Genomic DNA, 24173 nt, shown 5'->3' with positions numbered 1-24173 from the left:
ACAGAAAAAAGCAAAACCCCCGGTCTCTGACCGAGGGTTTTTCATTTAAACAACAGGTTGCGGCGCTGATTTGCGCCGGTATTCCGGCAGGAAGAACACCATGTAGAACACGGGCGCGGCCACCATGGTCAGGATGGTGGCAAAGGCCAACCCCCCCATGATCGTCACCGCCATCGATTTGAAGAACGCATCCGTCAACAGCGGTGCCATCCCCAGAATGGTCGTAATCGCCGCCAGCATCACCGGGCGCAAACGCGAGACCGAGGCTTCGACGATCGACTCGTGCAGTCCCTTACCGGTTGCGCGAACCAGGTCGATCTCTTCCACCAGAACGATGCCGTTTTTGATCAGCATCCCCGACAAGCTCAGCAGCCCAAGCAGCGCCGTAAAGGTAAATGGTAACCCGGTGCCCAGCAACCCGATGACTACCCCATTTACCGACATCGGCACCAGCAGCCAGATGATGATCGGCTGCCGGATCGCGTTGAAGATCAGCACCGAGATCAAGACCATGATCAGCAGGCTCAAGGGCAGTTGCCGTCCAAGGCTTTCATTGGCCTCACCGGCATTTTCAAATTCACCACCCCATTCCATCCGGTATCCGGCGGGCAAATCCATGTCTTCGATGGCCGCCCGGACTTCGGAATGGACCTGAGCCGCCGTGAAACCTGCCGGGATATCTGCACCAACAGTGATGGTCAGGACCCGATCCCGCCGATGTACCAGCGTGTTCAAGGCCTTGTATTCGAACCCGTCCACCATCTGCTCGATCGGAACAAAGCGTTCGGACTGATCGGAATACACCACCTGATCCACGATCGAGTAATCGCCATTCGCAGCGCGGCGCAGGATGATTGGGATCAGGCGATCGCGTTCACGAAACACCCCGCCGGTGATGCCATCGGTTGAAAACTGCAACGTGGCTGCGATGTCTTCGCGGCTGACACCTGCAGTTTGGGCGCGCTCGGTCGCGTAAATCGGTTGAACCGCCAGCTCTTTTTCACGCCAGTTGTGATGCACGTGCAGGGCATTATCGGACGCGGCGCGCATCCGCAGGACCGCCTCCTCTGCCAGTTGCCGTAAAACTACCGGATCGCTGCCCGAGAACCGCGCCTGGATCGGATCGCCGCCACCCGGACCAAAGATCAAACGGCGGGTGCGAAACTCACCCTCAGGGAACTGGGCCGAGCCGAATTCTTCCAGATCCGCGCGCAGTTGCGGGATGTCTTCAAGGGTTTCGGTTCGGATGATCAGGTGACCATAGCTGGGGTTCGGCTTTTCGGCCGAATAGGTCAGCAAAAACCGGGTCGCGCCCTGTCCGACAAAAGTTGCGACCGACACGACTTCATCCCTGTTGGTCAGCCATTCCTCAAACACGGACATATCATCAGCGGTGCGGGAAATTGGAGTACCTTGCGGCAATTTATAATGCACAAGAAACAGTGGCGTGTTCGAATCCGGAAAGAATTGCTGCTTAACCAGACCGAACCCGGCGAAACAGGCCACCGTCACCCCCACCAAGGCGGCGATCACCAGCCAGCGGAACCGCAAAGCCCAGCGCAGAACGGTCCCGTAGATACGGAACATCAGTCCGCCATAAGCATCCACCGCGCCTTCTTTACCCTGTTTGAAGAAATAGTGCCCCAGCATGGGCGTCACCGTCAGTGCCAGAATCCAACTCAGCAGCAATGAGATCGCGATGACCGCAAACAGCGAGAACAGGAACTCACCCGATGCGTCCGGGCTGAGACCGATACCAGCAAACGCCATGATACCGATGATCGTCGCGCCCAGCAGCGGGATTTGTGTTTTGGACGCAGCCTCATCCGCCGCATCGCGCGCGTTTTTGCCGCGCAGCATGGCGATCTGCATCCCCTCGGCCACGACGATGGCATTGTCGACCAGCATCCCCATGGCGATGATCAACGCGCCTAGCGAAATCCGCTCCATCTCGATCGAGAAGATGGCCATGAACAGCAGCGTTCCCACCACGGTCAGCAGCAGGGTCGAGCCCACCACAATCGCGGCGCGCCAGCCCATGAAGATGGCCAGAACCGTCACTACAATCGCCACCGACAAAGCCAGGTTCACCAGAAAATCGTTCGAGGCCTGCTCGACCACAACATGTTGCTGATAGATCGGCAGGATTTCGACACCGTAGGGAATCTGCCCGTCCAGTTCGGCAAATTTCGCATCGGCGCGCTTGCCGACCTCGACAATGTTCTCGGTCGACAGGCCCGCGATGCCCAGCGTGAACGCCTCGGCGCCGTTAAAGCGGATGATGACCTCGGGGTCGGTTTGGCGCCCGCGATAGACATTGGACATGTCAAACAGGTTGATCACCTGCCCTTGCGAGCCAACCGACAGCCCCGCGATGGCCGAAACCGTATCGGACCCTTCGGCAGTCAGGACCGTGGTACGGTCATTGTCTGACCGCAGCGAACCCGATGCATTCACCGAATCCGCATTGACGATGGCATCGTTGATCGCCTGCAACGGCACATTCTGATTGACCGAGATGGCTAGGTCGGGCTCCACGAAAATAGCTTCTTCCGGCAGGCCCATCACCTCGACATCCGCTACGCCCTCGACGGTCAGCAATTCGCGCCTCAGAAAGGTCGACAACTCGTGCTTTTCAGCATCCGAGAATCCATCCGCGGTGACCGCATAGAACAGCCCGAAAACATCGCCAAATCCATCATTTACAAGCGGCTGGCTGACACCTGACGGCAACGCGCGAGCCGCATCTCGGACCTTGGCGCGCAGCTTGGTCCAGATTTCGGGCAATTCGGTTCCGTCATAGGTAGACTTCACCTCAACTTCGATCAGCGAGAACCCCGGTTGGTTGACCGAAGTAATGGTTTTGACCTCTCCCATCTGCTGGATCGCCGATTCCAGAGGTTCCGAGACCTCAAGCGCCACTTGTTCGGCAGTGGCACCGGGATATTGCGTGGCGATGACCGCGTTCTTGATCGTAAAGGCCGGGTCTTCCAGCCGACCCAGCGACAGGAACCCCCAGATGCCGCCAAACAGAGCGATCAGAATGATCAGCCACGTATAGATCGGCCGGTCAATGGATGCGCGTGCGATGTTCATGACCCTGCCCTCTTTAATTCGCAAAACCGGCAAAGCGGCGCACCGTCTGCCCGTCGGTCAATGCTCCACCGCCTGCGACCACGACCTCATCGCCATTGTTCAGCCCGCTCAGAACGCGCACGTCCCCACTTTCCGTGGGTTCGATCGTCACCGGCACCCGCGTGATCGTGCCTTCATCGGCCCCTGTCGGCGTGAATACGAAAATGCCAAGCGTTCCTTCGGCATCCGCCACAATCGCGGTCGCCGGGACCACGATGCCTGTACGTTGATCCTGTACCTGCACGTTCACCGTCACTGAAGACCCCGGCAGAATCTGCAGCCCTTCCGGCGGGGTCAGGCCGAACTGAATGCGGAAGGTTTGACCAACGCTCGAAGATTCAGCATCAAACTCGCGGATTTGCAGCGGGAACACCTCATCGCTGACAGGGAATTTGGCGGTGATGGTGATGTCATCCTGCTGGCCCGAGCGTTGAAACAGAATTTCGGGCACATCCACTTCGATCCGCAGCTCGGACATGTCGTGGATACGAACGATGGGGGTTCCGGCCGATACGGTTGTAAAGGATTCCACCGCGCGGCTTGAGACCAGCGCGTCAAAGGGCGCGGTCAGCGTCGCCTGTTCCAGATCATAAAGCGCATCGCGCACAGCGATATCGGCTAGTTGTGCCGCTGTTTCGGCGTCATCCACAGCAACCTGACTGGCCGCCGTACCGCGCAAACGGGACAAGCGTGCCAGCGTTCGATCGGCTTGTTCTTTTTGCAACACAGCCCGGTCATAGCGGCGCTGGAACGGCTCACGGTCTAGCTCGGCAATCAACTCGTCCTTGGGGATCACGAACCCCTCGGTCACGGGCATGTCCATGATCTGTCCAGCCACCTGAAACGCCAGATCGACCGTTTGGCGCGCAGCCACACGACCAAAGAACTGACGCGAAAACCCCGGTGTAGTTTCCTGCACAACCATCAGCTTGACTGGTTTGGCCGTCTCTTGCGCCGTGGCAGAGGTGGCCAGCAGGGCAAGGGCAATGCCCAAAACAGAGATCAATTTCATTTCTTCAACCCCTCGGGTATTCCCGTTTTCAATATGTTTTCCCGGATTTTCCGGGCCAGACGCGCAAATTCTGCCGTCTCATCAGCATCCAACCCCGACGCGCGGTGAAACAAAGCACCCGCTTCGGCCACCAGGGCCTGACGCATTTCAAGCCCCTTGTCGGTCAGCACCAACAACCAGGCGCGGCGATCTTCAGGGTCGCGTTGCCGCGATAGATACCCCGATGCTTCCAACGCGTCCGCCGTAGAGGTGATCGTGGAAGGCACCGTCAGCATATCCGACGCCAGAACCCCCATGCGCTTGGGCTGGTCTAGCTTGATCAACATGTGGCATTCCTGATGGGTCAGCTCGATTTCCAACGAGTCAAAGCTTTCTTCAAGCTTCCAGTACAAGGCATACACGCCCATCATGGCCTGCATTTCAGGACTGAGCCGTTTTACCAGCGCACTGTCATCGAATGTCATGGACCGAATCCCTTGGAGACCTCGCGACCGCATATACTTCAAAAAATGAACTATTCAAGAATTGAAGCGCATACGGACGCCAACTTTGGCATTCCCTTGGGTCAATCTCTCTTGAACTAACGGGGTATTGGCGGCATTTTGAGCAAATCCGAAAAACGCAGGTTCACATATGCACACGCCAGCAATCACCGGCACCGGTGTATTCACGCCAGAGAACATCATCACCAACGCAGAACTCGTCGCCGCCTTCAACGCCTATGCCGACAGGGTCAATGCCGAGCATGCCGACGCGATTGCCGCAGGTGACATGGAACCGCTGCAACATTCCTCGGAAGAATTCATCGTCAAGGCCTCGGGCATCCACAACCGCTATGTGATGGACAAGACCGGCGTACTTGACCCCGACGTCATGCACCCGTTGCTGCGTCAGCGTAGTGATGATGAACCCGGCATCATGACCGAGATGGCCGTGGATGCGTGCAAAAAGGCAATGGCGCAAGCCGGGCGCGCACCCGAGGACGTGGATCTGGTAATCTGCGCCGCCTCAAACCACGAACGTGCCTATCCGGCGATTGCGATCGAAATTCAGCAGGCGCTGGGGATCAAGGGCTTTGGCTTTGATATGAATGTCGCCTGTTCCTCGGCCACGTTTGGCATTCAGGCGGCGGCGGATATGATCCGATCGGGATCGGTGAAATCCGCCCTGGTGGTGAACCCTGAGATCTGCTCTGGCCATCTGGAGTGGCGCGACCGCGATTGCCATTTCATTTTCGGAGACGTCGCCACCGCCACCCTGATCGAACGCGTCGAGGACGCAACCGGCCCCTATTTCGAAATCCTCTCCACCCGCTGCGCCACCGAATTTTCCAACAATATCCGCAACAATAACGGTTACTTGCGCCGCTCGCGCCCTGATGGCGTGGTCGATCGGCGTGACATGCAGTTCATGCAGAACGGCCGAAAAGTCTTCAAGGAAGTGCTACCGATGGTCAGCAAGCACATCGCCGACCATATGGACTCCGAAGGGCTGAGCAGTTCGGACCTGAAACGCCTGTGGTTGCACCAGGCCAACAAGACGATGAACGATTTCATCGGCAAAAAGGTTTTGGGCCGCGAGCCCGAACCGGGCGAACAACCCAACATCCTGCAAGACTATGCCAACACGTCTTCGGCCGGATCGATCATCGCGTTCTCCAAATACTCGGACGATTTCGCAGATGGAGAAATCGGTCTAATCTGCTCCTTCGGGGCGGGGTATTCCGTGGGTTCGGTGATCGTGAAGCGGTGCGGTTAAACATCATCTGTAACAGGCGACTTTCACAGCAGGGTATTCTTGCCTCCAACCCGCAGCTTGACCACTTTAGCGTTGAAAACAAACAAGAAGGTGAACTGTAAAGCAGATCAAGGTTGCATTTGTGACAAGCCCTAGTTTTCGCCTTCACGACCCGCGCCCAACGCAAAAAGAAAACCCATACACGTTCCATTTACCAAGCGAAGAAGAGCTTGCTGAAGTCGGTATTGGAACAATCGTAAAGCTGATTTTCAGCGCTGTTCCTGAATCCGAACAATACGATGCGGAGAGAATGTGGATTATCGTAGAACGCCGCGACGGCTCAAATTTGCTAGGTAGGCTCGACAACACCCCAGAAGACATACCCGCATTGACACTCGGCGATCCGGTCGAGTTCAAAATCCACCACATAGTTGGAATAGATTGGGATGACCCGGAATTGCAAATGCGTTTTTCAAACGACTTCAACAAGTGGTTTGGCCGCTGTTTTGTTGATGATGCAGTTTTGGAACGGCGCGCCCGCGTGGGATATGTTTATCGTGAAGATTCCGAACATGACGAAGAAGACAAGTATCCCGATACCGGCTGGCGCATCCGCGCGGATGTAGAACAACTGTCGCAAGAAGAATACGATGACACACCATGCAGCTATGTCGCTATTGGTGCGGTGTTAAACCGTGACGACAGTTTTGTTCATCTCCTGTCAGAACCCGTTGGAAGCCGTTTTTTGAGAACGCAGGGCGATAGCTACGAACGCTGTCAGGAAGAGGAACAGCTCAAGTGCAGGCATAGCCGTTCGTAGAACGCGCCGCTCAAGTTTTTTGCTCGAAGATATGAGAAGCGCTCAGCTCACGCTTTCCTCTTCCAGATGCAGCTTCATCTCGATCAAAACCTGCTGCAACTGGCTGGTCTCTTTCAACAAACGCTTGGCTTCGTTCACTGTGATGATGCCGTCTTCGATGGCGGCCTGGTATTCGGTCATCAGCATGGCAAAGCGCTGGCTTAGCGCGATAACGTCTGCATTCACCCCTCCGGTTCGGGGCGCGTCCGAGTTGCGACCGTCATAGGACAGCGTGATGTTCTTTAGGTCCGCCAAAGCCGAGGTCACATGCGGAAAGTTGGACACGGCCTCAAGCCGGGCAACCGCGTCCACCGGCATGAACCGGTCGGCGTGCTCGGCATTGTCGGAATAATACCGGCCCAACGTCGCCTTGGATTTCCCGGTAATCTCGCAGGCGGATTCGATGCCCACGTCTTTGACCAATGCCTCGGTATGCTTTTTCAGGTAGGCCCCGATATCTGCCATGTTTCAACCTTTGCTGCCTGGCTTCACCACCACATCTGCCAGTGTGGGGGAAACGGTGCGGAAATTTCCCATACTCGAGTCATAATTGAAATGGCATAAATTGACTATCCCTCAGAATTGAAGGGATTTTGTGAGTGAGTGGCGGCGTTTCCAGCCGGTTATGAGTATCCGCGGGGCGTTTTTCTGGTCCTGCAATGGTTAGGCCGTATGACGGCCGACGGCGTCGCTGTTGTTGAAGCGGGGGTATCCATCCCCAATGAGCTTGCGCTCGACCCTTGCAACGACAACGGCGACGACGCTTTCTTGGTTTATATTGGTCCCTTGCCCGCGCCGTTCAGGCGTTTTAGACCCGGGCGTATGGCAAAGCTTTACTTCAATTATTCGACCATGAACGCGGGCAAATCGACCGTGTTACTGCAAGCCTCGCACAACTACCGTGAGCGCGGCATGGATACCTATCTGATGACGGCCCGGCTGGATGGACGTGCAGGGGTGGGCAAGATCGCCTCGCGTATCGGGATTGCGGCGGATGCCGATACGTTCGGAGCGCAGGACGATGTTTTTGCCATGATCGACGCGCGCCTGAAACAGGGCAAAGTGGCCTGCGTGTTCATTGATGAGGCGCAGTTTCTGACCGAGGATCAGGTCTGGCAACTGGCGCGTGCCGTGGATGATCTGAAAATACCGGTTCTGGCCTACGGGTTGCGCGTGGACTTTCAGGGGCGTCTGTTTCCGGGCTCTGCCGCGCTGCTGGCGCTGGCCGATGAAATGCGCGAGGTACGCACGATCTGCGAATGCGGTCGCAAGGCGACGATGGTCATTCGGCAGGACGAGAACGGCAACACCATTACCGAAGGCGCACAGGTTCAGATCGGCGGGAACGAGACCTATGTCTCGCTCTGCCGCAAGCATTGGCGCGAGGCGATGGGCGACTAAACCGGGTTCGGCAGCGCGCCCCCCGTGACAAAGGCGGCGACATTATCCAGCGCCATATTGCCCATATCCGTGCGCACTTCCTCGGTCGCGGTACCCAGATGCGGGAACAGGGTCACGTTGTCCATGTCGATCAGAGCTTGTGGGACCTTGGGCTCGAATTCATAGACATCCAGCCCAGCCCCGGCGATCTGCCCCGCCTGAAGGGCTGCGATCAGGGCAGCTTCATCCACGACCTCTCCGCGCGCGATGTTGACCAGCAGGGCGTTGGGGTTCATCGCCTCTAGCACCTGCGCATTGATCAGATGCCGGGTTGCGGCGCCACCGGGAACCGCCAGCACAAGGAAATCGACCGAAGCCGCCAAAGCAGACAGATCGGGAATGAACTCTGCCGCAAAATCCAGATCCTTCGCGCTTCGCGATTGATAGGCCACCTGCATCGAGAACCCATAGTGGCAACGCCGCGCGATGGCCTGACCGATGCGACCCATGCCCACGATACCAACCCGTTTGCCGGTGACGTGGTGGCCCAACATCTGGGTCGGATGCCAGCCTTCCCAAGCACCGGCGCGAACAAGGCGCTCACCCTCGCCCGCGCGACGGGCCGTGGACAACAACAGCGCCATGGCGATATCCGCGGTCGCATCAGTGACTGCGCCGGGGGTGTTGGTGACGGCGATTCCGGCAGCTTGCGCGGCGCTTACGTCGATATGGTTATACCCAACGCCGAAATTGGCCAGCAGCTTGCAACGCGGGTCAGGCACCTGCGCAAAGATATCCGCCGAGAATTGATCCCCCAGCGTCGGAACGACAATGTCGAACGTGTTCAGCGCGTTGATCATTTCTTCCTCAGACATCGGCGCAGTCTCGGGCCGGAATTCAACGTCGAATTCAGCCCTTGCGCGCGCTTCGACCGCTGGCGTCATCGGCCGGGCAATAAATACCTTCATCAGTGCATCCTTCCGCCGATGGGAACGTTGCCATCCGGTCCGATCAGAACGATCTCACCGTTTTCGTCGGGCAGGCCCAGCACCAGGACTTCGGACATGAATTTGCCGATCTGGCGCGGCGGGAAATTCACCACAGCCATCACCTGCTTGCCGACCAGAGTGGCCGGGTCGTAATGCGCGGTGATCTGGGCCGAGGTCTTGCGCTCGCCGATCTCATCGCCGAAGTCGATCCACATCTTGATCGCAGGCTTGCGGGCCTCGGGATACGGCTCGGCGCGGATCACTTCACCTACGCGGATATCGACCTTGAGAAAATCGTCGAAGGTAATCTCACTCACGGGACAGCTCCTTGGATCGGTCGGTGGCGGCTTTGACGGCGCGGTGCAGCAGATCGGGGAAACCCTGTTCTTCGTGCATAAGCACCTCAAGCGCGGCCTGCGTGGTGCCATTGGGCGAGGTCACGTTGATCCGCAGCTGCGCGGGGTCTTCGTCGGCGGCCATCGCTAGCGCGCCTGCCCCTGCAACAGTAGATTTGGCCAGCTTCATTGCCAGTTCATGCGGCAAGCCCTGCGCCTGCCCCGCGGCGGCCAGCGTTTCGATCAGGTGGAACACATAGGCCGGGCCCGATCCGCTGAGACCAGTCACTGCGTCCATCTGCGCCTCGTCCACCAGCCGGACAGTTTCACCAATCGCGGACAGCAGGTTTTCGGCTAGGGTCACATCGGCCTCGGAGGCCTGTGCGTTGCCGATCAGCGCCGTGATCCCTTGCCGGATCGCCGCAGGCGTATTTGGCATCGCCCGAACGATCGGCGTGCCCGCGCCCAGCACGGATTCGAATGTGGAAATCGACGTCCCCGCAGCGACCGAGACGAACAGGCTTCCTCCCCCGCCCAGCGCTTTGATCGCGGGCAATGCTTCGCCCATCATCTGCGGTTTGACGGCCACAAGCACCACGGCGGGCGCTTCGGGCATTGCTGTGTTTATATTGACGCCTTGTGCTTTCAGCCAGTCCGAGGGGTACGGATCAACGACCCAGACCGAAGAGGCAGGAAGGCCGTGTTCCAGCCAGCCCGCCAGCATGGCCGATCCCATCTTACCGCATCCCAGAAGCACCAGCCCCTGATCCGCGACACGCGACATATCCATGATTGCCCCTCCCCATTATCTGGCTTGGGGCAAAGCTTTACGCGCGGCCGTAAGCCTCTGCAATGGCGACTTGCATCGCATCTTCGGGATCACGATTGCCCCATGTGACCAGTTGGATCGCCGGGTAATACCGCTCGGCACTCAGAACCGCTGCGGTGATCATCGTGTCAATCTGTTCAGGGCTGGCCATCTGACCACCCGCCAGAACCAGACCATAGCGATAGACCATCAGCTTCTGGTTGGCCCAATAGGTAAACGCCCCGGCCCAGCACTGATCATTCATCTTGTTCAGAAGCTCATACAGCTCGCTTTCCCGCTCGGATGGCGGGTCCATTTCGAACGAGCACACCATACGCAGGGTTTCGTCATAGTTCGACCAGGCCAGAGTGATGGAATAGGTGCGCCACTGTCCTTCGACAGCCATGGCGATCTGATCGTCGCCGATACGATCAAAATCCCAGTCGTGATGTTCGGCCAGGTGTTCAACAATATCAATCGGATGAAGGTCTTCTTCGAGAAACTGCTCGGATAGGGCCATAATGCCACCTCACTTATCTCTAGCAATTTGGGGCTGGCAGCGCCCCAGCGCTAGTTGCCTGCTCTACAAGCCGGGCTTCCCCCATGTGCCTGTACTAAATATGGTGCGCTGCGCGCACCCGTCTGGCAACCCTATTTCTTGGGGATAACAGCAATAAGTTGTGGACGAATGGCCACGGCGATCAAAATATTGGCGCCGGGTACAGCTTTGTCTTGATTAAATTCCGCAAGGCGGCAAGATGCACAACACCGCACAACCCGACTAAGGATTGCGCGGCGCTTTTCTTGTTGTCGATGAATCTCAGCGGACGTTACTTGTCCAGCTTTGCCTCTAGCGCGGCGATACGCTGTTCCAAGGCTGCGTTTTCCTCGCGCGCCTTTTGCGCCATGGCGCGGACGGCATCGAATTCTTCGCGGGTGACGAAATCGCGGTCGGCCAGCCAGCGATCGATCATCGACTTCATCGCGTTCTCGGCCTCTTCCCGTGCACCTTGCGCCACGCCCATGGCGTTGGTCATCAGTTGGGATACATCGTCGAGGATCTTGTTGCGGGTCTGCATAGTTTTTCTCCGAAATCGCGGTTGTTCTCTATATGGGTAAACTTTGCGTCAGGCTCAAGGTTGACTTGCCCTGCAAAGCACGGGCAATGAGACGCACATGCAGGCTGTTCTGAATTTCCCCGATCTGTCGCCCGAGCTGTTCTCGATCTCACTCTTCGGGATGGAGTTCGCGCTGCGTTGGTACGCGCTGGCTTATATCGCGGGCATCCTGATCGCATGGAGGCTGGGGGCAGCGGCGCTGAAACGCCCCGCGCTTTGGGCAGATAACACGCCGCCGATGAAACCCCAGCAGCTTGAGGATCTGATCACCTGGATCATTCTTGGGGTGATTCTGGGCGGTCGACTAGGGTTCGTGCTGTTTTACCAGCCCGCCTATTACCTTGCGAACCCAGCGGACATTTTGAAAGTCTGGCAGGGCGGCATGGCATTTCACGGCGGTCTGCTGGGGGTGATTGTCGCCTCTTACATCTATGCGCGCCGTCACCAGATATCGGTTCTGCCGCTGGCCGACCTGATCGCCCACACTGTTCCGCCGGGGTTACTGCTGGGACGGTTGGCCAACTTCATCAACGCCGAGCTTTGGGGCCGCCCCAGCGAGGTGCCTTGGGCGGTAATCTTCCCCGGCCCTGCCGCGCAGGACTGTCCCGGCGTACTAGTGGGCATGTGTGCACGCCATCCTTCGCAGCTTTACGAGGCCGCGCTGGAGGGGTTGCTGCTGGGGGTCGCGCTGCTTTGGCTGGTCTACCGCAAGGGCGCGCTGCGCAAACCCGGACTGGTCATGGGCGTGTTTCTGGCCGGGTATGGCGCGTCTCGCTTTATCGTTGAGTTCTTTCGGCAACCGGACGCACAGTTTATCTCGGTCGGGAATCCTCTGGGTCTGGCGTGGCATATTGGCGGATATGGCCTGACCATGGGGCAGCTCTTGTCGCTGCCAATGATCGCGCTTGGCCTATGGTTCGCCCTGCGCGCGCGAAACGCGCGATGAGCCTGACCGACCATCTGCTGGAGCGCATCGCGCAAGACGGCCCGATGACCGTGGCCGACTACATGACCGAATGCCTGCTGCACCCGACCTATGGCTATTACACCACCCGCGACCCTTTGGGTGTGCAGGGCGATTTCGTCACCGCGCCTGAGATCAGTCAAATGTTCGGTGAATTAATCGGCCTAAGTCTGGCGCAAAGCTGGATGGATCAAGGTCACCCCGACCACTTCGTCCTGGCCGAACTTGGGCCGGGGCGCGGAACACTGATGGCGGACATTCTGCGGGCAACGCGCGGTGTCCGAGGCTTCCATGACGCGGCTGAAATCGTGTTGTTCGAAGCCTCACCGACCCTGCGCGACATTCAGGCAGAAACGTTAAAGGAATTTGCTCCGCGCTGGATCACAACGCTTACCGACCTGCCCGACGCGCCCTTGTTTCTGGTCGCCAACGAGTTCTTTGACGCCCTGCCCATCCGCCAGTTCCTGCGCGATGGCCCTGCGTGGCGCGAACGCCTGATCGGGGCCGAGGACGAATCGCTGACCTTCGGGTTGGGTGCTCAGGCGGATCAGGTTGCGCTGACGGACCGATTGCAAGACACGAAAGATGGCGATCTGGTTGAGCTTTGCGCGGCGGCAATCCCCATCCTGACCGTCATCGCGGGTCGAATCGCCAGCCACGGCGGTGCCGGTCTGATCGTGGATTATGGCGACTGGCATTCACTGGGCGACACGTTTCAAGCCCTGCGCGGGCATGAGCGTGTGGATCCGCTAGATACACCCGGTCAGGCCGATCTGACCGCCCATGTAGATTTCGAACCACTCGCATTGGCAGCACGTGCCGCGGGTTGCGCCCATTCCCGTCTGACCCCTCAGGGCGTGTTTCTGGAACGGCTGGGCATTACCGCCCGTGCGCAAGCTTTGGCCAAACCGCTCGGCGGGGCGAAGCTTGATATGCTGTTGGCCGCACATCGCAGGTTGACGCATCCCGAGGAAATGGGAAACCTGTTCAAACTACTGGGTCTCTACCCCTCCTACGCGGCACCTCCACCGGGATTGGAACCATGACACTGGAAATACTGACCTCGGACATGTTGTCAGGCGTGCGCCACGGTTTCTTCAGCCGCCGGGGTGGTGCCTCCTCGGGGATTTTTACTGGACTAAATTGCGGCTACGGGTCCTCGGATCAAACCGAGGTAGTGTCGATCAACCGGGGCCGCGTGGCTGACGCGATGGAGGTCGACCCCGACGCGCTGGTCGGCGTGCATCAGGTGCATTCGCCGACCGTGGTGACCGTTGATGGCCCGCAAACCGGCGACCGGCCAAAAGCGGATGCGATTGTGACGGCGACACCGGGTCTGGCGCTTTCGATTCTGACCGCAGACTGTCAGCCGGTTCTGTTTGCGGATGCTCAAGCCAATGTGATCGGTGCCGCCCATGCCGGGTGGCGCGGGGCCTTGGACGGTGTGCTTGAGGCAACACTGGACGCGATGGAGGCGCTTGGCGCGGACCGCGCGAATACAGTCGCTGTCATCGGGCCGACGATCTCGCAGCGGGCCTATGAGGTCGGTCCGGATTTTCTGGACAGTTTTGTCGCCGAATCACCCGATAACCTGCGTTTCTTTGCCAATGGAGAAGGCGACCGGCTGCAATTCGACCTGCCCGCTTTTGGCCTGCACCGTCTGCGACAGGCGGGAATCGGCCAAGCGGAATGGACGCGCCATTGCACCTATTCGGACCCGGACCGGTTTTATTCCTACCGCCGGGCCACCCACGCCAAAGAAGCAGATTATGGCCGCCTGATTTCTGCAATCAAATTATTAACCTAGACCGAATTGTGGCGATATCGCCACCTTTTCGCCACATTCTTTGTGTCTACCTGAGTCGGAAGAAACCAAGTTTTATTGTCCCGTCTCAGGTGCTTATCTGCCGATGCTCCAGCAGTGCAGGACAGTATAAAGAAAGAGGAGCTGCCATCCTTCATTTTGTCCTGAATTGATCCCGGATCAGCCTTATCGCTGCCGCAATATGGCGTCAGATTAGGTCCAAAGGGAATTGAGGCCACGACCTCGACAAGAGCAGGACTACAGGAATGAAGGGAAAATCTCGCTTTCTAAGCGCCGTTATCGCGGCGAGCAGAGAGAAAGGTCTGGACATGCCGTGGAAGGGTGTTTCCAGCCACTCGATCAGGGTTGCCCGCCGCTTGGCGGCACGGCGTTGATCGCGATGTTCAGGGTACCAAGCTGCCGGTTCCCTGGGCCAAGACCGGCGTCAGAGGGGTGCTCCGGCCTGACGCGTACCCTGCCGCAGGTATTTTATGCGGCGCGGGTGAGGGGCATGTGTGCGCAGGCAATTTCCGCCCGCGTTGTTGTGAGTTTGTCTGGGGGGTCAAGATGTTGACCAAAGGGATACGCGATACTGCTGCGATGCGACGTCAGTGCGACGATCGCCCCAAGGTCGCCCTTTCATTCAAAACAAAGAAGAAAACTGGTCAGACGGGCATGGACGGAGGGGTCAACCTGTCTGAGCGGACTTTAGAAGGGACGGAATAACAATGCCTATTCCACATTCGCTCTCGCGGGCGGCCAGAAATGCGGTTGATACGTCAGCGATGCTGCGCGACGCGTCACGTGCACCGAACAAACCCAAGGCGCAGCTGCGGCGCTATGAGGTCAGTGCGCTTCTGCCCAATGGTGACATTGCGCAAACCCGCCATATCGCACCAGCCCTGCCGATGTTCGAGGATGCCTTTTGCGCCTTTACCCGCGGATCTCTGGTCGACACTGAAACCGGGCCGGTCGCCATCGAAGACCTACTGCCCGGAGACACTGTTCTGACGCAGGATGGCACCTCGCAGATCGTGTTGTGGAAAGGCTCGGTCACGCTGGTACCGGGGCGCGAAGATTCGCGTGGGCGCACCCGTCCGCTGACCCGCATCATGGCCGACACATTCGGCATGCAAAAACCTCTTTCAGGCGTGATCGCGGGGCCATCAGCCCGGATCGTGGGCACTCCGGCGCATCTTCGGCATCTACACGGGAATGAGACGATCCTGACCCCGGTTCACGAATTCCAGGACGGAATGAACGTGATCGAGACATTGCCGCCGACGCCAGTTGAACTGTTTCACATCTGCCTGAAACGTCACGCGGTTATCAAAGTCGATGGGTTGCAGTTTGAAACCTATCATCCCGGCGTGAACGCGGTGCGCATGATCAGCCACTCCTTGAGGTCGATCTTTCTGAACCTGTTCGCGCATGCCGATTCGCTGAACGATTTCGGACCGCTGCTGATGCCGCGCGCTGGCGATGGTGAGGTCGACGCGATCACAGCTTAAAAATTACCAGATACTGCAAAGTGGGGGCTTTATGCAGATTCTATTGGGTTGGGTACTGTTTTTGTACGTGACGGCCATCCTGCCAAGGTGTTGTGCCGCACATAAACGGACGCGCTTTACGCCGTCCGGTTCATTCGTTCTTCCAGCACGTCAAAAGGCACGCCGGGCTCGTCCTTAGCGCCACGAATGACCAGTGATGTTTTAACACTGGCCACGTTCGGCGTCGTCAGCAGCTCTCCGGTCAGGAATTGCTGAAAGCTGCTGAGGTCGGGGGCGACGCATTTCAGAATGAAATCCACCTCACCGTTCAGCATGTGACACTCCCGGACCAAGGGCCATTCGCGGCAGCGTTCCTCAAAGGCGGTCAGTTCCGTTTCGGCCTGACTTTCCAGACCGACGCTGGCAAAGACCTGAACCTCGAACCCCAATTCGCGCGCGTTTACCTCGGCATGGTACCCGCGAATAAAACCCGATTCCTCAAGCGTGCGAACCCGACGCAGGCAAGGAGGGGCTGAAATCCCGACACGTTTCGCCAATTCGACATTGGTCATGCGACCGTCTGCCTGCAATTCCGCCAAAATCTTGCGGTCAATCTCATCCAGCCGGGTCGTGACCATAAAATGCTCCTGAATTTTTTTCAGTTGTTATATCAGCACCCACTTGATGCGCAATAATATTTCGCCTCTGCGCAACATTCTTTGTTTCATTGCCATTCCATAGCCGCAAGGCCGATACCCATCAGGAAGGGGCTTTAAGCGCCGCCACTGGGTCGCTATATCCAATCGCCAAGGGGCCAAGCGCCCAAGTCAGGCATATCGAGTTGGGGGTACCATGGCCGAAACGAAACACACCAAGGTTCTGATCATCGGGTCGGGACCTGCCGGATACACGGCGGGCGTCTATGCCAGCCGCGCGATGCTGAACCCGATTCTGGTTCAGGGCATCGAGCCCGGCGGTCAGCTGACCACCACGACCGAAGTCGAAAACTACCCCGGCTTTACCGAGGTGCAGGGCCCCGATCTGATGATCAAGATGCAGGAACATGCCGCAGCTATGGGGTGTGAGATCATCGGCGACATCATCAGCGATCTGGATGTCAGCAAACGCCCCTTCACCGCCACGGGCGACAGCGGCACGACCTATACGGCCGACGCCGTCATTCTGGCGACCGGCGCGCGCGCCAAATGGCTGGGCCTGCCGTCCGAGGACAAGTTCAAGGGCTTTGGCGTCTCGGCCTGCGCCACCTGCGACGGGTTCTTCTATCGCGGACAAGAGATCGTGGTCATCGGCGGCGGCAACACCGCCGTGGAAGAGGCGCTGTTTCTGACCAACTTCGCCAGCAAGGTCACTCTGATCCACCGCCGCGACGAGTTGCGGGCCGAGAAAATCCTGCAGGACCGGCTGTTCAAAAACGAAAAGATCGAACCCCTTTGGTTTCATGAGTTGGACGAGGTCGTCGGCACTGATGCCCCGCTGGGCGTCGAAGGTGTACGCGTCAAGAACGTCAAAACCGGCGAGATCACCGAGATCCCGTGTAAGGGTGTCTTTGTCGCCATCGGTCATGCCCCCGCCAATGAGCTGGTCAAGGACACGCTGGAAACCCATATGGGCGGCTATGTCGTAACCAAGCCGGGCTCGACCGAAACCTCTATCGCCGGTGTTTTCGCCGCCGGGGACCTGACCGACCACATCTATCGTCAGGCCGTGACCAGCGCTGGTATGGGCTGTATGGCTGCGCTGGACGCCGAACGCTTCCTGGCAGAGCAGGAATAACACTTTGTTGGAATTCTCCGGCCCGGTCTGGAGAATTCTGTTTTTGTCCCAATGCGACGCCCCTTTGGCCCCCGCAAAGGCACCCGAGGGGCGTTTTCATTTTGCAGGGCAGACAGCGCTTTACGCGTCGCTCAGCGCCGAGGGGGCTACGGTCGCGATCCGGCGCTATGTCGGCAAGGATGATCCCCCGCGCGTTTTGCAACAGGCCCGTATCACCAAAGCATGCCTTGTCGACCTGCGCGGGCAACGCACAGCCTCGGTCGTGTGGCAGGAAATGGACCGCCCCTCGCCCACCTGGCAGTTCTCGGAAGTGGCCCGCGCGCAAGAGGCGGACGGGCTGATCTACAGCTCTCGGTCCCGGCCCGACCTCAGCCATCTCGTGCTGTTCAAAATTTCGGCTGATATGATCCATGTCGATGCGCCTGCGACCGCTTGGGTGCCGCCTTATTCTTGACCCGTCGCCTCCCCCGTACCAGACTCGGCTTCAGACAAAGCGCGTGCAGGTGATTTGATTGAGTAGCGTTTTATGGCAAGGCGGGTGGGCAACCCGGCTGAGGATCGGCAGCGGCCTGGTCCTGTTTGCCTTCGCCTTTTTTCACTTCATCAACATCGGGTTGGGGTTGTTTCATACCGATTACCTGCACGGGATGCAGGATGGCCGCCACGCGGTGACGCGCCATGACATTGGCAGTGCGTTTCTGTATTTGGCGTTGTTTGTGCACACAGGCTTGGCGCTGTATTCGATCAGCCAGCGCAGGACGCTCAGAATGCCGGTCAGCACGGCGCTGCAGGTGGTTCTGGGCCTGCTGATCCCGCTGCAGCTGATCACCCATATCGTCTATACGCGCTACGCGCACGAGGTCTATGACGTCAATGACGAGATGGGCTATATCATCATCCTGATGTGGAACAGCAGCGCGATCTGGCTGCAAAGCGCATTGCTGCTGATTGTCTGGATTCACAGCTGCATTGGCCTTCACATGTGGCTGCGCCTGACCGATTGGTGGTCAAAAACTGCGCCCTACCTGATTGGGTTGGCGGTGTTTGTCCCGTCATTCGCGTTGGCCGGATTGCTGACCGAGGGACGGCGCCTCTGGATAGATTTCGCCGATCCGTTCCTGCGTGACCAGTATATCGACCACTATAACTGGCCGTCTCAACAGGACTTTCAGGCACTGTTCAGCATCAAGAGCAATGCTGTCACGGCTTTCTGGATCGCGCTGGGGGCCTCGTTAACTGTTTTTGCAGTGCGCAAATTGCTGCGGCGCAGGCACTCGGTCCGGGTGAAATACGTGGAAGGCCCCGAAGTCGTCGCCGAAAAAGGCATGACATTGCTGGAGATTTCGCAAGCCAATGGCATCCCGCACACTGCATTGTGCGGGGGTAAAGGACGCTGCACAACCTGTCGGGTGATTGTCGAGGATGGGGCAGACGCCCTCCCCTCGCCCAGCGAGGTAGAGGCGCGCAGCCTTGCAGCCGTGGGTGCTCCAAGAAAAGCGCGCCTGGCCTGTCAGATTCGACCTACAGAACCGCTGACCGCGTTTCGCATGTTCCGCCCCGACGGAGGTCGGCAACGCGCACATTCCAGCCAGGGACAAGAGCGCAAACTGGCCGTTCTGTTTCTGGACATGCGTGGTTTTACCTCTCGGACGACGGGTCAATTGCCCTATGACATCGTGTTCCTGCTGAACCGGTTCTTTGACGCCATCGTGCCCGCAATCACTGCTGAACATGGAGTGGTCGATAAATATATGGGGGATGGTCTGCTGGCGGTGTTTGAAACACCCGATACAGAAAGTTCGGCCCGCGCAGGGTTGCAGGCAGCTATAAATGTCAGTCGCGCCCTCGTTCAATTCAATCAGCGGCTAGAAGCGGAAGGCAGCCCACGTATCCGCATCGGAATGGGTCTGCATCTGGGAGATCTGGTTTTGGGTGAAATTGGCGCAGCAGGCACCGCAACGCGCACGATCATCGGCGATGCTGTTAACGTTGCCAGCAGGCTAGAAGGGCAAACCAAGGACCTTGGGGTCGAGCTGCTGGTGTCGTCCGAATTGCTTCAGGCCGCCGGATTTGGCGGCGATCAAAGTGGCTTGAAGTCGTTTGACTTGCGCGGGGTCACGCGACCGATTCCCGCCTTACCTGTGACCAGCGCTACCGATCTTGCAGCCGCCGCCGCAGAATAGAACATACGTACTGAATTCACCTGCGAACCGTAAATCGTCGGGAATTTCGTCCTCAAAACTTCTACCGGTCAAAAAATCCTTCCAAACGCAGTAAAAACTGCGCATATCGTCCTTAATTACCTGAATGTATATGGACTTCGCCCCACAGTCGGGGCAAACGCCCCGCAAAGACACTGAACCACCGGTAAAAAAACCGAACTTCGACAAGAGTATTCCCATGACGATGTTGAGCAATCTGGCTCCGATCCCTGAACTGTATGTTTCCTACGAGTCGGCGCAGAAACTGAAAGTAGAAGCTGCCGACCTGACCAGCTGGGACCTGAGCCCGCGCCAGATCTGCGACCTGGAATTGCTGATGAACGGCGGATTCAACCCGCTCAAAGGTTTCCTGTCCGAGGCCGATTACGACAATGTGGTCGAGAATATGCGTCTGGCAGATGGCACGCTGTGGCCGATGCCGATCACTCTGGATGTCAGCGAAGACTTTGCCGAAAGCATCGAACTGGGTCAGGACATCGCCCTGCGCGACCAGGAAGGTGTCATTCTGGGCACCATGACTGTGACCGACCGCTGGACCCCGGACAAAGCGCGCGAGGCCGGAAAGGTATTCGGCGCGGATGACGATGCGCACCCTGCGGTGAACTATCTGCACAATGTGGCGGGCAAGGTCTATCTGGGCGGCCCTGTCACCGGCATCCAGCAGCCTGTCCACTATGATTTCCGCGCCCGGCGTGACACTCCGAACGAGTTGCGCGCGTTCTTCCGCAAGCTGGGCTGGCGTCGCATCGTTGCATTCCAAACCCGCAACCCGCTGCACCGCGCCCACCAGGAACTGACCTTCCGCGCCGCCAAAGAGGCGCAGGCCAACCTGCTGATCCACCCGGTTGTCGGCATGACCAAGCCCGGCGACGTCGACCACTTTACCCGCGTGCGCTGCTATGAGGCGGTTCTGGACAAGTATCCAGCCTCGACCACCTCAATGAGCCTGCTGAACCTGGCGATGCGTATGGCTGGCCCGCGCGAAGCGGTCTGGCATGGCCTGATCCGTGCCAACCACGGCTGTACCCACTTCATCGTGGGTCGCGACCATGCGGGCCCCGGCAAGAACTCGGCCGGAGAAGATTTCTATGGCCCCTATGACGCGCAAGACCTGTTCCGCCAGCATCAGGATGAAATCGGCGTTGAGATGGTTGATTTCAAACACATGGTCTATGTGCAGGAACGCGCCCAATACGAACCGAATGACGAGATTCTGGACAAGGACGACGTCACCATCCTGAACATCTCGGGTACCGAACTGCGCCGCCGTCTGGCGGAAGGTCTGGAAATCCCCGAATGGTTCAGCTTCCCCGAGGTTGTGGCCGAGTTGCGCAAAACCAAACCGCCGCGCAGCCAGCAAGGTTTTACCGTGTTCTTCACCGGCTTCTCGGGCTCGGGCAAATCCACCATCGCCAACGCACTGATGGTCAAGCTGATGGAGATGGGTGGCCGTCCGGTGACGTTGCTGGATGGTGACATTGTTCGTAAGAACCTGTCGTCGGAACTAGGCTTCTCAAAAGAACACCGCGACCTGAACATCCGTCGCATTGGTTACGTGGCCTCCGAGATCACCAAGAACGGCGGCATCGCCATCTGTGCGCCCATTGCGCCCTATGCCACCACCCGCCGCGCCGTGCGCGAAGACGTCGAACAATTTGGCGCCTTCTGCGAGGTCCACGTCGCCACCAGTATCGAGGAATGCGAGCGCCGCGACCGCAAGGGCCTGTACAAGCTTGCGCGCGAAGGCAAGATCAAGGAATTCACCGGCATTTCCGACCCCTATGACGTGCCGCAAAACCCTGAACTGAGCGTCGAGACCGAGAACGTCGATGTCGACAACTGCGCCCATCAGGTGCTGCTAAAACTGGAGAGCATGGGCCTGATCGCCGCGTCCTAAGCTGCATCCAAACAGTCACAGGCCCTCGCACCGCGGGGGCCTTTTTTCATGTTCGAAGCGCGGCGCGGATGGCCGCAACGGCGCGGGATTCGAAATCTCCGAACTCGGCCGCTTTGGGCTGGATCGCCTGAAGATGTGGCAGGCGCGCAGCGTAGTCCTCGGGCGAGGCGGCCTGAATGGCACGGTGAATATCGGCCTCGGATTCGCACAGGATCATGCCCGATGTGTCGAAGAAATCCTCGATATTCGGGCAGCCCCAATAGATCGGAACGGTGGCGCAGAGGATTGCATCGGTCAGTTTTTCCGAGAAATAATTCCGCTCCCGCACATTCTCGATCACCACGGAATAGCGATAAGGCGCCAACCCGTCGGATTTTTGGTCAAACGGCATATAACCACGGCCCATGATATCGACATCCGCGCCCGTTTCGCGCACCCAGTCGATCACCGCATGGCGCAGCTGGTGACCTTCCAGATCGCGCTTGGCCGAGGCGATCAGCGAACAGGATTTGGTCTTTTCGACGGACAACGCCTGCCACTCCGGCACCATGGTGACGCCATAGGGCAGAAAAACCGCGTTCGGGATGCCTTGCAGCAGGACGTCATGGAAGGTCAGCACGCGAAAGAACCGCCGCCATGTCCAGCGCAGCATCCGGTCGTGTTTTGCGTGGATGGCCGAGGGTTCCCCCATCATCAGCGAAATCTGCGCGCGGGTACCCCTGCGCAACCGTAGATGCACGGTGGAGTTGGGATACATGAGCAGGTGATCGGTTGGCTCAAGATCTCGGACGGTTTTGCCAATCAGGCGATCCGGGCACCCCTCGGGCCAAATCAGATCGCTGAGGGGAATCGCGGCCAGTTTCGGCCCCAACCGGTGCCCATAGGGCAGAATGGCAATCGCGGGCTCGGACATCAGGCCCCCTCGGGCAGGTCGACCTGCCCACGCATCAGCACATGGCCGCGCCCGGCGACCTTGATACCGGTCATTGCCTCTGGTGGGCCGACACGTGTGACGGTGGCATGACCCGGACGGCCCATGTCATGGCCCTGTTCGGCGATGAAACTGTCCTTGTCCATCAGCCCGTGTTTCCACAGATAGGCCGCCATCGCGCCGGTGGCAGAACCTGTGAACGGATCCTCGGGCGGGCTGGGTGGGGCCAGCAGCAGGCGCGAGAACGTGTCACCCGCCCCGGTCGCGCCTTGCAGCGTCACAAGAAATGGCTCGGCCATGTCCGATCCGGAAAAGCCTGCTTTGGCCGCAACCTCTCGCAATGGACCTTCCACCAGTTTTGCGGCGCGCAACGCCGCGTGATCGCGCAGAACCGTGATGCAGAACGGCAGACCGGTAGACACGAATTGCGGCGGGGAAATGATGGCATCGGTCGGCAGGCCGATCGTTTCTGCCACCAGTTCAACTGGGACCTGCGCGCCGAATTGGGGCGCGATCTGCGTCATCTCGATCTCATCACCATTCAGGCGGATATCGACGATCCCGGCGCCGGTCTCAAGCGTCAGGGCATCGCCCTGAAACAGACCACGCGACTGCATGGCCCCGACGGTGGCAATGGTGGGATGCCCGGCAAATGGAATTTCACGGCTGGCCAGGAAATACCGAACCCGGATATCGGCCACGTCAGAGGGGCCGGTAAAGGTGCATTCGACCAAAGACGTCTCTTGCACATATGCCATGCAGGTTGCGTCCGACAGATGAGCTGCATCATGCACCACAGCGCATCCATTGCCGCCAAACGCCCGGTCGGTAAAGGCGTCCACCCAGTCAAAATCGAACCAGCTCATTCCCGCGCATCCCTTGCCATTGCAAGGCATATCTGGCCCGGCAGGCAGCGGATGTCACGGGGAAAACGCCTAAGGGGCCGTGTCAGTGCACGGCCATCGGCGAAAAGTCATGCTCGCGCGCGAGGTTGAACGCCAGCTTGCGGTCGGCGACCAGAGCCAGGCGTTGGCCATCGGAATCATGTACCGCATAGAGCGTATCCAGATCACCCGCCTGTTCGCGCACCTCGCGCGGCAGGTCCGTAATCTCGACCTTCTTCACATAGACGATACGGTCGCCATTGGCGTCGATTTGTACCGGTGTATTCATTGCTCTTACCCCTTTCTTATGTTGATCGTTTGCACCACGGTTTCCGGCACGGCGCGGGTCAGATCCACATGCAGCAGACCGTTTTCCATGATCGCCTCGCCCACCTCGACCCCGTCGGCCAGCACGAACATGCGCTGGAACTGACGTGCCGCGATGCCGCGATGCAGGAAGATGCGCCCCTCGCTGTCGTCGCGTTGACGGCCCCGGATCACCAGTTGGCGATCCTCGATGGTGATCGACAGATCCTGCTCGGCAAACCCGGCTACCGCCAGTGTGATGCGATAGGAATAGTCCGAGGTCTGTTCGATATTATAGGGCGGATATCCTTCATTTCCGGCCTTTGCAGACCGTTCCAGAAGGCGTTCCAGTTGCTCGAACCCCAAAAGATGCGGGTATGAGCCTAAGGTAAGTTTAGACACGTATGTTCGTCCTTTATTGCCAAAGCGACGTAAGTTGCGGCCCCGTTCTGGCAACCGCGTAGAATAGAATATGGGAATGTCACGGGATGTCCACAAGGTCTGGCGA

General features: G+C 58.6%; 26 protein-coding genes. 12 read left to right on the top strand and 14 right to left on the bottom strand.

Going from position 1 to position 24173, the window contains the following annotated elements; genetic code table 11:
• Positions 1 to 45 precede the first annotated feature (45 nt).
• From ACR0DB_RS04600 to ACR0DB_RS04590, 3 genes are read right to left on the bottom strand one after another with little or no spacing between them, the layout of a single operon-like run.
• A complete protein-coding gene (locus ACR0DB_RS04600) occupies positions 46 to 3096 on the bottom strand; it encodes an efflux RND transporter permease subunit (protein WP_170769052.1) in 3051 nt (1016 codons plus the stop codon).
• A 13-nt stretch (positions 3097 to 3109) separates the two neighbouring features.
• Entirely contained in the window at positions 3110 to 4147 is a 1038-nt protein-coding gene (locus ACR0DB_RS04595) for an efflux RND transporter periplasmic adaptor subunit (RefSeq protein ID WP_170783852.1), read from the bottom strand.
• Entirely contained in the window at positions 4144 to 4611 is a 468-nt protein-coding gene (locus tag ACR0DB_RS04590) for a MarR family winged helix-turn-helix transcriptional regulator (protein WP_170783850.1), read from the bottom strand. The genes ACR0DB_RS04595 and ACR0DB_RS04590 overlap by 4 nt, the downstream gene beginning before the upstream one ends.
• Before the next feature lie 169 nt (positions 4612 to 4780).
• Between ACR0DB_RS04590 and ACR0DB_RS04585 the strand changes: the two genes are divergently transcribed.
• Together ACR0DB_RS04585 and ACR0DB_RS04580 are read left to right on the top strand one after the other, a co-directional pair.
• Positions 4781 to 5905 (top strand): beta-ketoacyl-ACP synthase III, encoded by a 1125-nt coding sequence (locus ACR0DB_RS04585; RefSeq protein ID WP_480549225.1) that lies wholly within the window; start codon positions 4781 to 4783, stop codon positions 5903 to 5905.
• Between the two features lie 121 nt (positions 5906 to 6026).
• Positions 6027 to 6704, top strand: coding sequence for an immunity protein Imm33 domain-containing protein (locus tag ACR0DB_RS04580; protein ID WP_480549223.1), 678 nt, complete (start codon positions 6027 to 6029; stop codon positions 6702 to 6704).
• Positions 6705 to 6746: 42 nt separating this feature from the next.
• On the opposite strand, the gene ACR0DB_RS04575 is transcribed toward ACR0DB_RS04580, so the two are convergent.
• Positions 6747 to 7208 carry a hypothetical protein gene (locus ACR0DB_RS04575; protein ID WP_170769047.1) on the bottom strand — a complete coding sequence of 154 codons (462 nt, stop codon included), beginning with the start codon at positions 7206 to 7208 and terminating at the stop codon, positions 6747 to 6749.
• A gap of 357 nt (positions 7209 to 7565) precedes the next feature.
• Between ACR0DB_RS04575 and ACR0DB_RS04570 the strand changes: the two genes are divergently transcribed.
• On the top strand, positions 7566 to 8144 hold the full coding sequence (locus ACR0DB_RS04570; protein ID WP_170769818.1) for a thymidine kinase: 579 nt from the start codon (positions 7566 to 7568) through the stop codon (positions 8142 to 8144).
• On the opposite strand, the gene ACR0DB_RS04565 is transcribed toward ACR0DB_RS04570, so the two are convergent.
• The 5 genes from ACR0DB_RS04565 to ACR0DB_RS04545 form a co-directional block, all read right to left on the bottom strand.
• Positions 8141 to 9091, bottom strand: coding sequence for a 2-hydroxyacid dehydrogenase (locus tag ACR0DB_RS04565; RefSeq protein ID WP_480549221.1), 951 nt, complete (start codon positions 9089 to 9091; stop codon positions 8141 to 8143). The two genes, ACR0DB_RS04570 and ACR0DB_RS04565, sit on opposite strands and share 4 nt — an antisense overlap.
• Positions 9091 to 9429 (bottom strand): tRNA-binding protein, encoded by a 339-nt coding sequence (locus ACR0DB_RS04560; RefSeq protein WP_170769045.1) that lies wholly within the window; start codon positions 9427 to 9429, stop codon positions 9091 to 9093. The genes ACR0DB_RS04565 and ACR0DB_RS04560 overlap by 1 nt, the downstream gene beginning before the upstream one ends.
• A complete protein-coding gene (gene proC, locus ACR0DB_RS04555) occupies positions 9422 to 10237 on the bottom strand; it encodes a pyrroline-5-carboxylate reductase (protein ID WP_480549219.1) in 816 nt (271 codons plus the stop codon). The genes ACR0DB_RS04560 and proC overlap by 8 nt, the downstream gene beginning before the upstream one ends.
• 37 nt (positions 10238 to 10274) lie before the next feature.
• Complete coding sequence (locus ACR0DB_RS04550; protein ID WP_170753355.1) at positions 10275 to 10775, bottom strand: type III secretion system chaperone family protein; 501 nt, start codon at positions 10773 to 10775, stop codon at positions 10275 to 10277.
• Between the two features lie 310 nt (positions 10776 to 11085).
• A complete protein-coding gene (locus ACR0DB_RS04545; protein WP_170352360.1) occupies positions 11086 to 11334 on the bottom strand; it encodes an accessory factor UbiK family protein in 249 nt (82 codons plus the stop codon).
• A 97-nt stretch (positions 11335 to 11431) separates the two neighbouring features.
• On the opposite strand from ACR0DB_RS04545, the gene lgt reads away from it, so the two are divergent.
• The 5 genes from lgt to ACR0DB_RS04520 all read left to right on the top strand — a co-directional run bounded on the left by lgt (position 11432) and on the right by ACR0DB_RS04520 (position 15652).
• Positions 11432 to 12319, top strand: a complete 888-nt coding sequence (gene lgt / locus ACR0DB_RS04540) for a prolipoprotein diacylglyceryl transferase (RefSeq protein ID WP_480549216.1) — start codon at positions 11432 to 11434, stop codon at positions 12317 to 12319.
• A complete protein-coding gene (locus tag ACR0DB_RS04535) occupies positions 12316 to 13383 on the top strand; it encodes a class I SAM-dependent methyltransferase (protein ID WP_480549214.1) in 1068 nt (355 codons plus the stop codon). The genes lgt and ACR0DB_RS04535 overlap by 4 nt, the downstream gene beginning before the upstream one ends.
• Positions 13380 to 14144, top strand: coding sequence for a peptidoglycan editing factor PgeF (gene pgeF, locus ACR0DB_RS04530; protein WP_480503289.1), 765 nt, complete (start codon positions 13380 to 13382; stop codon positions 14142 to 14144). Before ACR0DB_RS04535 ends, pgeF begins: the two co-directional genes overlap by 4 nt.
• Positions 14145 to 14407: 263 nt before the next feature.
• The gene (locus ACR0DB_RS04525; protein ID WP_269149749.1) at positions 14408 to 14536 is read left to right on the top strand and encodes a hypothetical protein; all 129 of its coding nucleotides are present in this window, start codon (positions 14408 to 14410) and stop codon (positions 14534 to 14536) included.
• A gap of 333 nt (positions 14537 to 14869) precedes the next feature.
• Entirely contained in the window at positions 14870 to 15652 is a 783-nt protein-coding gene (locus tag ACR0DB_RS04520) for a Hint domain-containing protein (protein ID WP_170783829.1), read from the top strand.
• 116 nt (positions 15653 to 15768) lie between these two features.
• Here ACR0DB_RS04520 and ACR0DB_RS04515 read toward each other — a convergent pair whose 3' ends face one another.
• Positions 15769 to 16269: an Lrp/AsnC family transcriptional regulator gene (locus ACR0DB_RS04515; RefSeq protein WP_170783827.1), complete on the bottom strand. Its 501-nt coding sequence runs from the start codon at positions 16267 to 16269 to the stop codon at positions 15769 to 15771.
• Positions 16270 to 16483: 214 nt separating this feature from the next.
• On the opposite strand from ACR0DB_RS04515, the gene trxB reads away from it, so the two are divergent.
• From trxB to ACR0DB_RS04495, 4 genes are all read left to right on the top strand, one after another.
• Positions 16484 to 17425 carry a thioredoxin-disulfide reductase gene (trxB, locus tag ACR0DB_RS04510; RefSeq protein WP_480549212.1) on the top strand — a complete coding sequence of 314 codons (942 nt, stop codon included), beginning with the start codon at positions 16484 to 16486 and terminating at the stop codon, positions 17423 to 17425.
• A 4-nt stretch (positions 17426 to 17429) separates the two neighbouring features.
• On the top strand, positions 17430 to 17879 hold the full coding sequence (locus ACR0DB_RS04505; protein ID WP_480549210.1) for an RES family NAD+ phosphorylase: 450 nt from the start codon (positions 17430 to 17432) through the stop codon (positions 17877 to 17879).
• 58 nt (positions 17880 to 17937) lie between these two features.
• On the top strand, positions 17938 to 19608 hold the full coding sequence (locus tag ACR0DB_RS04500; protein ID WP_480549208.1) for an adenylate/guanylate cyclase domain-containing protein: 1671 nt from the start codon (positions 17938 to 17940) through the stop codon (positions 19606 to 19608).
• 217 nt (positions 19609 to 19825) lie between these two features.
• Positions 19826 to 21544: a bifunctional sulfate adenylyltransferase/adenylylsulfate kinase gene (locus ACR0DB_RS04495; protein ID WP_480549206.1), complete on the top strand. Its 1719-nt coding sequence runs from the start codon at positions 19826 to 19828 to the stop codon at positions 21542 to 21544.
• 46 nt (positions 21545 to 21590) lie between these two features.
• Here the strand turns inward: ACR0DB_RS04495 and ACR0DB_RS04490 are convergent, their stop codons facing one another.
• The 4 genes from ACR0DB_RS04490 to ACR0DB_RS04475 form a co-directional block, all read right to left on the bottom strand.
• Entirely contained in the window at positions 21591 to 22457 is an 867-nt protein-coding gene (locus ACR0DB_RS04490) for a glycosyltransferase family 10 fucosyltransferase (protein WP_480549204.1), read from the bottom strand.
• Positions 22457 to 23341 carry a PhzF family phenazine biosynthesis protein gene (locus ACR0DB_RS04485; protein ID WP_480549202.1) on the bottom strand — a complete coding sequence of 295 codons (885 nt, stop codon included), beginning with the start codon at positions 23339 to 23341 and terminating at the stop codon, positions 22457 to 22459. Before ACR0DB_RS04485 ends, ACR0DB_RS04490 begins: the two co-directional genes overlap by 1 nt.
• An 82-nt stretch (positions 23342 to 23423) precedes the next feature.
• Positions 23424 to 23648, bottom strand: a complete 225-nt coding sequence (locus ACR0DB_RS04480; RefSeq protein ID WP_480549200.1) for a DUF1150 family protein — start codon at positions 23646 to 23648, stop codon at positions 23424 to 23426.
• A gap of 5 nt (positions 23649 to 23653) precedes the next feature.
• Positions 23654 to 24067 (bottom strand): Hsp20 family protein, encoded by a 414-nt coding sequence (locus ACR0DB_RS04475; protein ID WP_170769031.1) that lies wholly within the window; start codon positions 24065 to 24067, stop codon positions 23654 to 23656.
• Between the last annotated feature and the right edge of the window lie 106 nt (positions 24068 to 24173).

Source organism: Ruegeria sp. AB6 (assembly GCF_056542685.1).
The sequence above is the reverse complement of the archived record's forward strand: the minus strand, read 5'-3'. Positions and strand labels throughout refer to the sequence as shown.

Bases quoted from the DNA above. Each gene is read 5' to 3' on its own strand.
- ACR0DB_RS04600 (WP_170769052.1), bottom strand. From the start codon at position 3,096: ATGAACATCGCACGCGCATCCATTGACCGGCCGATCTATACGTGGCTG.
- ACR0DB_RS04595 (WP_170783852.1), bottom strand. From the start codon at position 4,147: ATGAAATTGATCTCTGTTTTGGGCATTGCCCTTGCCCTGCTGGCCACC.
- ACR0DB_RS04590 (WP_170783850.1), bottom strand. From the start codon at position 4,611: ATGACATTCGATGACAGTGCGCTGGTAAAACGGCTCAGTCCTGAAATG.
- ACR0DB_RS04585 (WP_480549225.1), top strand. From the start codon at position 4,781: ATGCACACGCCAGCAATCACCGGCACCGGTGTATTCACGCCAGAGAAC.
- ACR0DB_RS04575 (WP_170769047.1), bottom strand. From the start codon at position 7,208: ATGGCAGATATCGGGGCCTACCTGAAAAAGCATACCGAGGCATTGGTC.
- ACR0DB_RS04570 (WP_170769818.1), top strand. From the start codon at position 7,566: ATGGCAAAGCTTTACTTCAATTATTCGACCATGAACGCGGGCAAATCG.
- ACR0DB_RS04565 (WP_480549221.1), bottom strand. From the start codon at position 9,091: ATGAAGGTATTTATTGCCCGGCCGATGACGCCAGCGGTCGAAGCGCGC.
- proC (WP_480549219.1), bottom strand. From the start codon at position 10,237: ATGGATATGTCGCGTGTCGCGGATCAGGGGCTGGTGCTTCTGGGATGC.
- ACR0DB_RS04550 (WP_170753355.1), bottom strand. From the start codon at position 10,775: ATGGCCCTATCCGAGCAGTTTCTCGAAGAAGACCTTCATCCGATTGAT.
- ACR0DB_RS04545 (WP_170352360.1), bottom strand. From the start codon at position 11,334: ATGCAGACCCGCAACAAGATCCTCGACGATGTATCCCAACTGATGACC.
- lgt (WP_480549216.1), top strand. From the start codon at position 11,432: ATGCAGGCTGTTCTGAATTTCCCCGATCTGTCGCCCGAGCTGTTCTCG.
- ACR0DB_RS04535 (WP_480549214.1), top strand. From the start codon at position 12,316: ATGAGCCTGACCGACCATCTGCTGGAGCGCATCGCGCAAGACGGCCCG.
- pgeF (WP_480503289.1), top strand. From the start codon at position 13,380: ATGACACTGGAAATACTGACCTCGGACATGTTGTCAGGCGTGCGCCAC.
- ACR0DB_RS04525 (WP_269149749.1), top strand. From the start codon at position 14,408: ATGAAGGGAAAATCTCGCTTTCTAAGCGCCGTTATCGCGGCGAGCAGA.
- ACR0DB_RS04520 (WP_170783829.1), top strand. From the start codon at position 14,870: ATGCCTATTCCACATTCGCTCTCGCGGGCGGCCAGAAATGCGGTTGAT.
- ACR0DB_RS04515 (WP_170783827.1), bottom strand. From the start codon at position 16,269: ATGGTCACGACCCGGCTGGATGAGATTGACCGCAAGATTTTGGCGGAA.
- trxB (WP_480549212.1), top strand. From the start codon at position 16,484: ATGGCCGAAACGAAACACACCAAGGTTCTGATCATCGGGTCGGGACCT.
- ACR0DB_RS04495 (WP_480549206.1), top strand. From the start codon at position 19,826: ATGACGATGTTGAGCAATCTGGCTCCGATCCCTGAACTGTATGTTTCC.
- ACR0DB_RS04490 (WP_480549204.1), bottom strand. From the start codon at position 22,457: ATGTCCGAGCCCGCGATTGCCATTCTGCCCTATGGGCACCGGTTGGGG.
- ACR0DB_RS04485 (WP_480549202.1), bottom strand. From the start codon at position 23,341: ATGAGCTGGTTCGATTTTGACTGGGTGGACGCCTTTACCGACCGGGCG.
- ACR0DB_RS04480 (WP_480549200.1), bottom strand. From the start codon at position 23,648: ATGAATACACCGGTACAAATCGACGCCAATGGCGACCGTATCGTCTAT.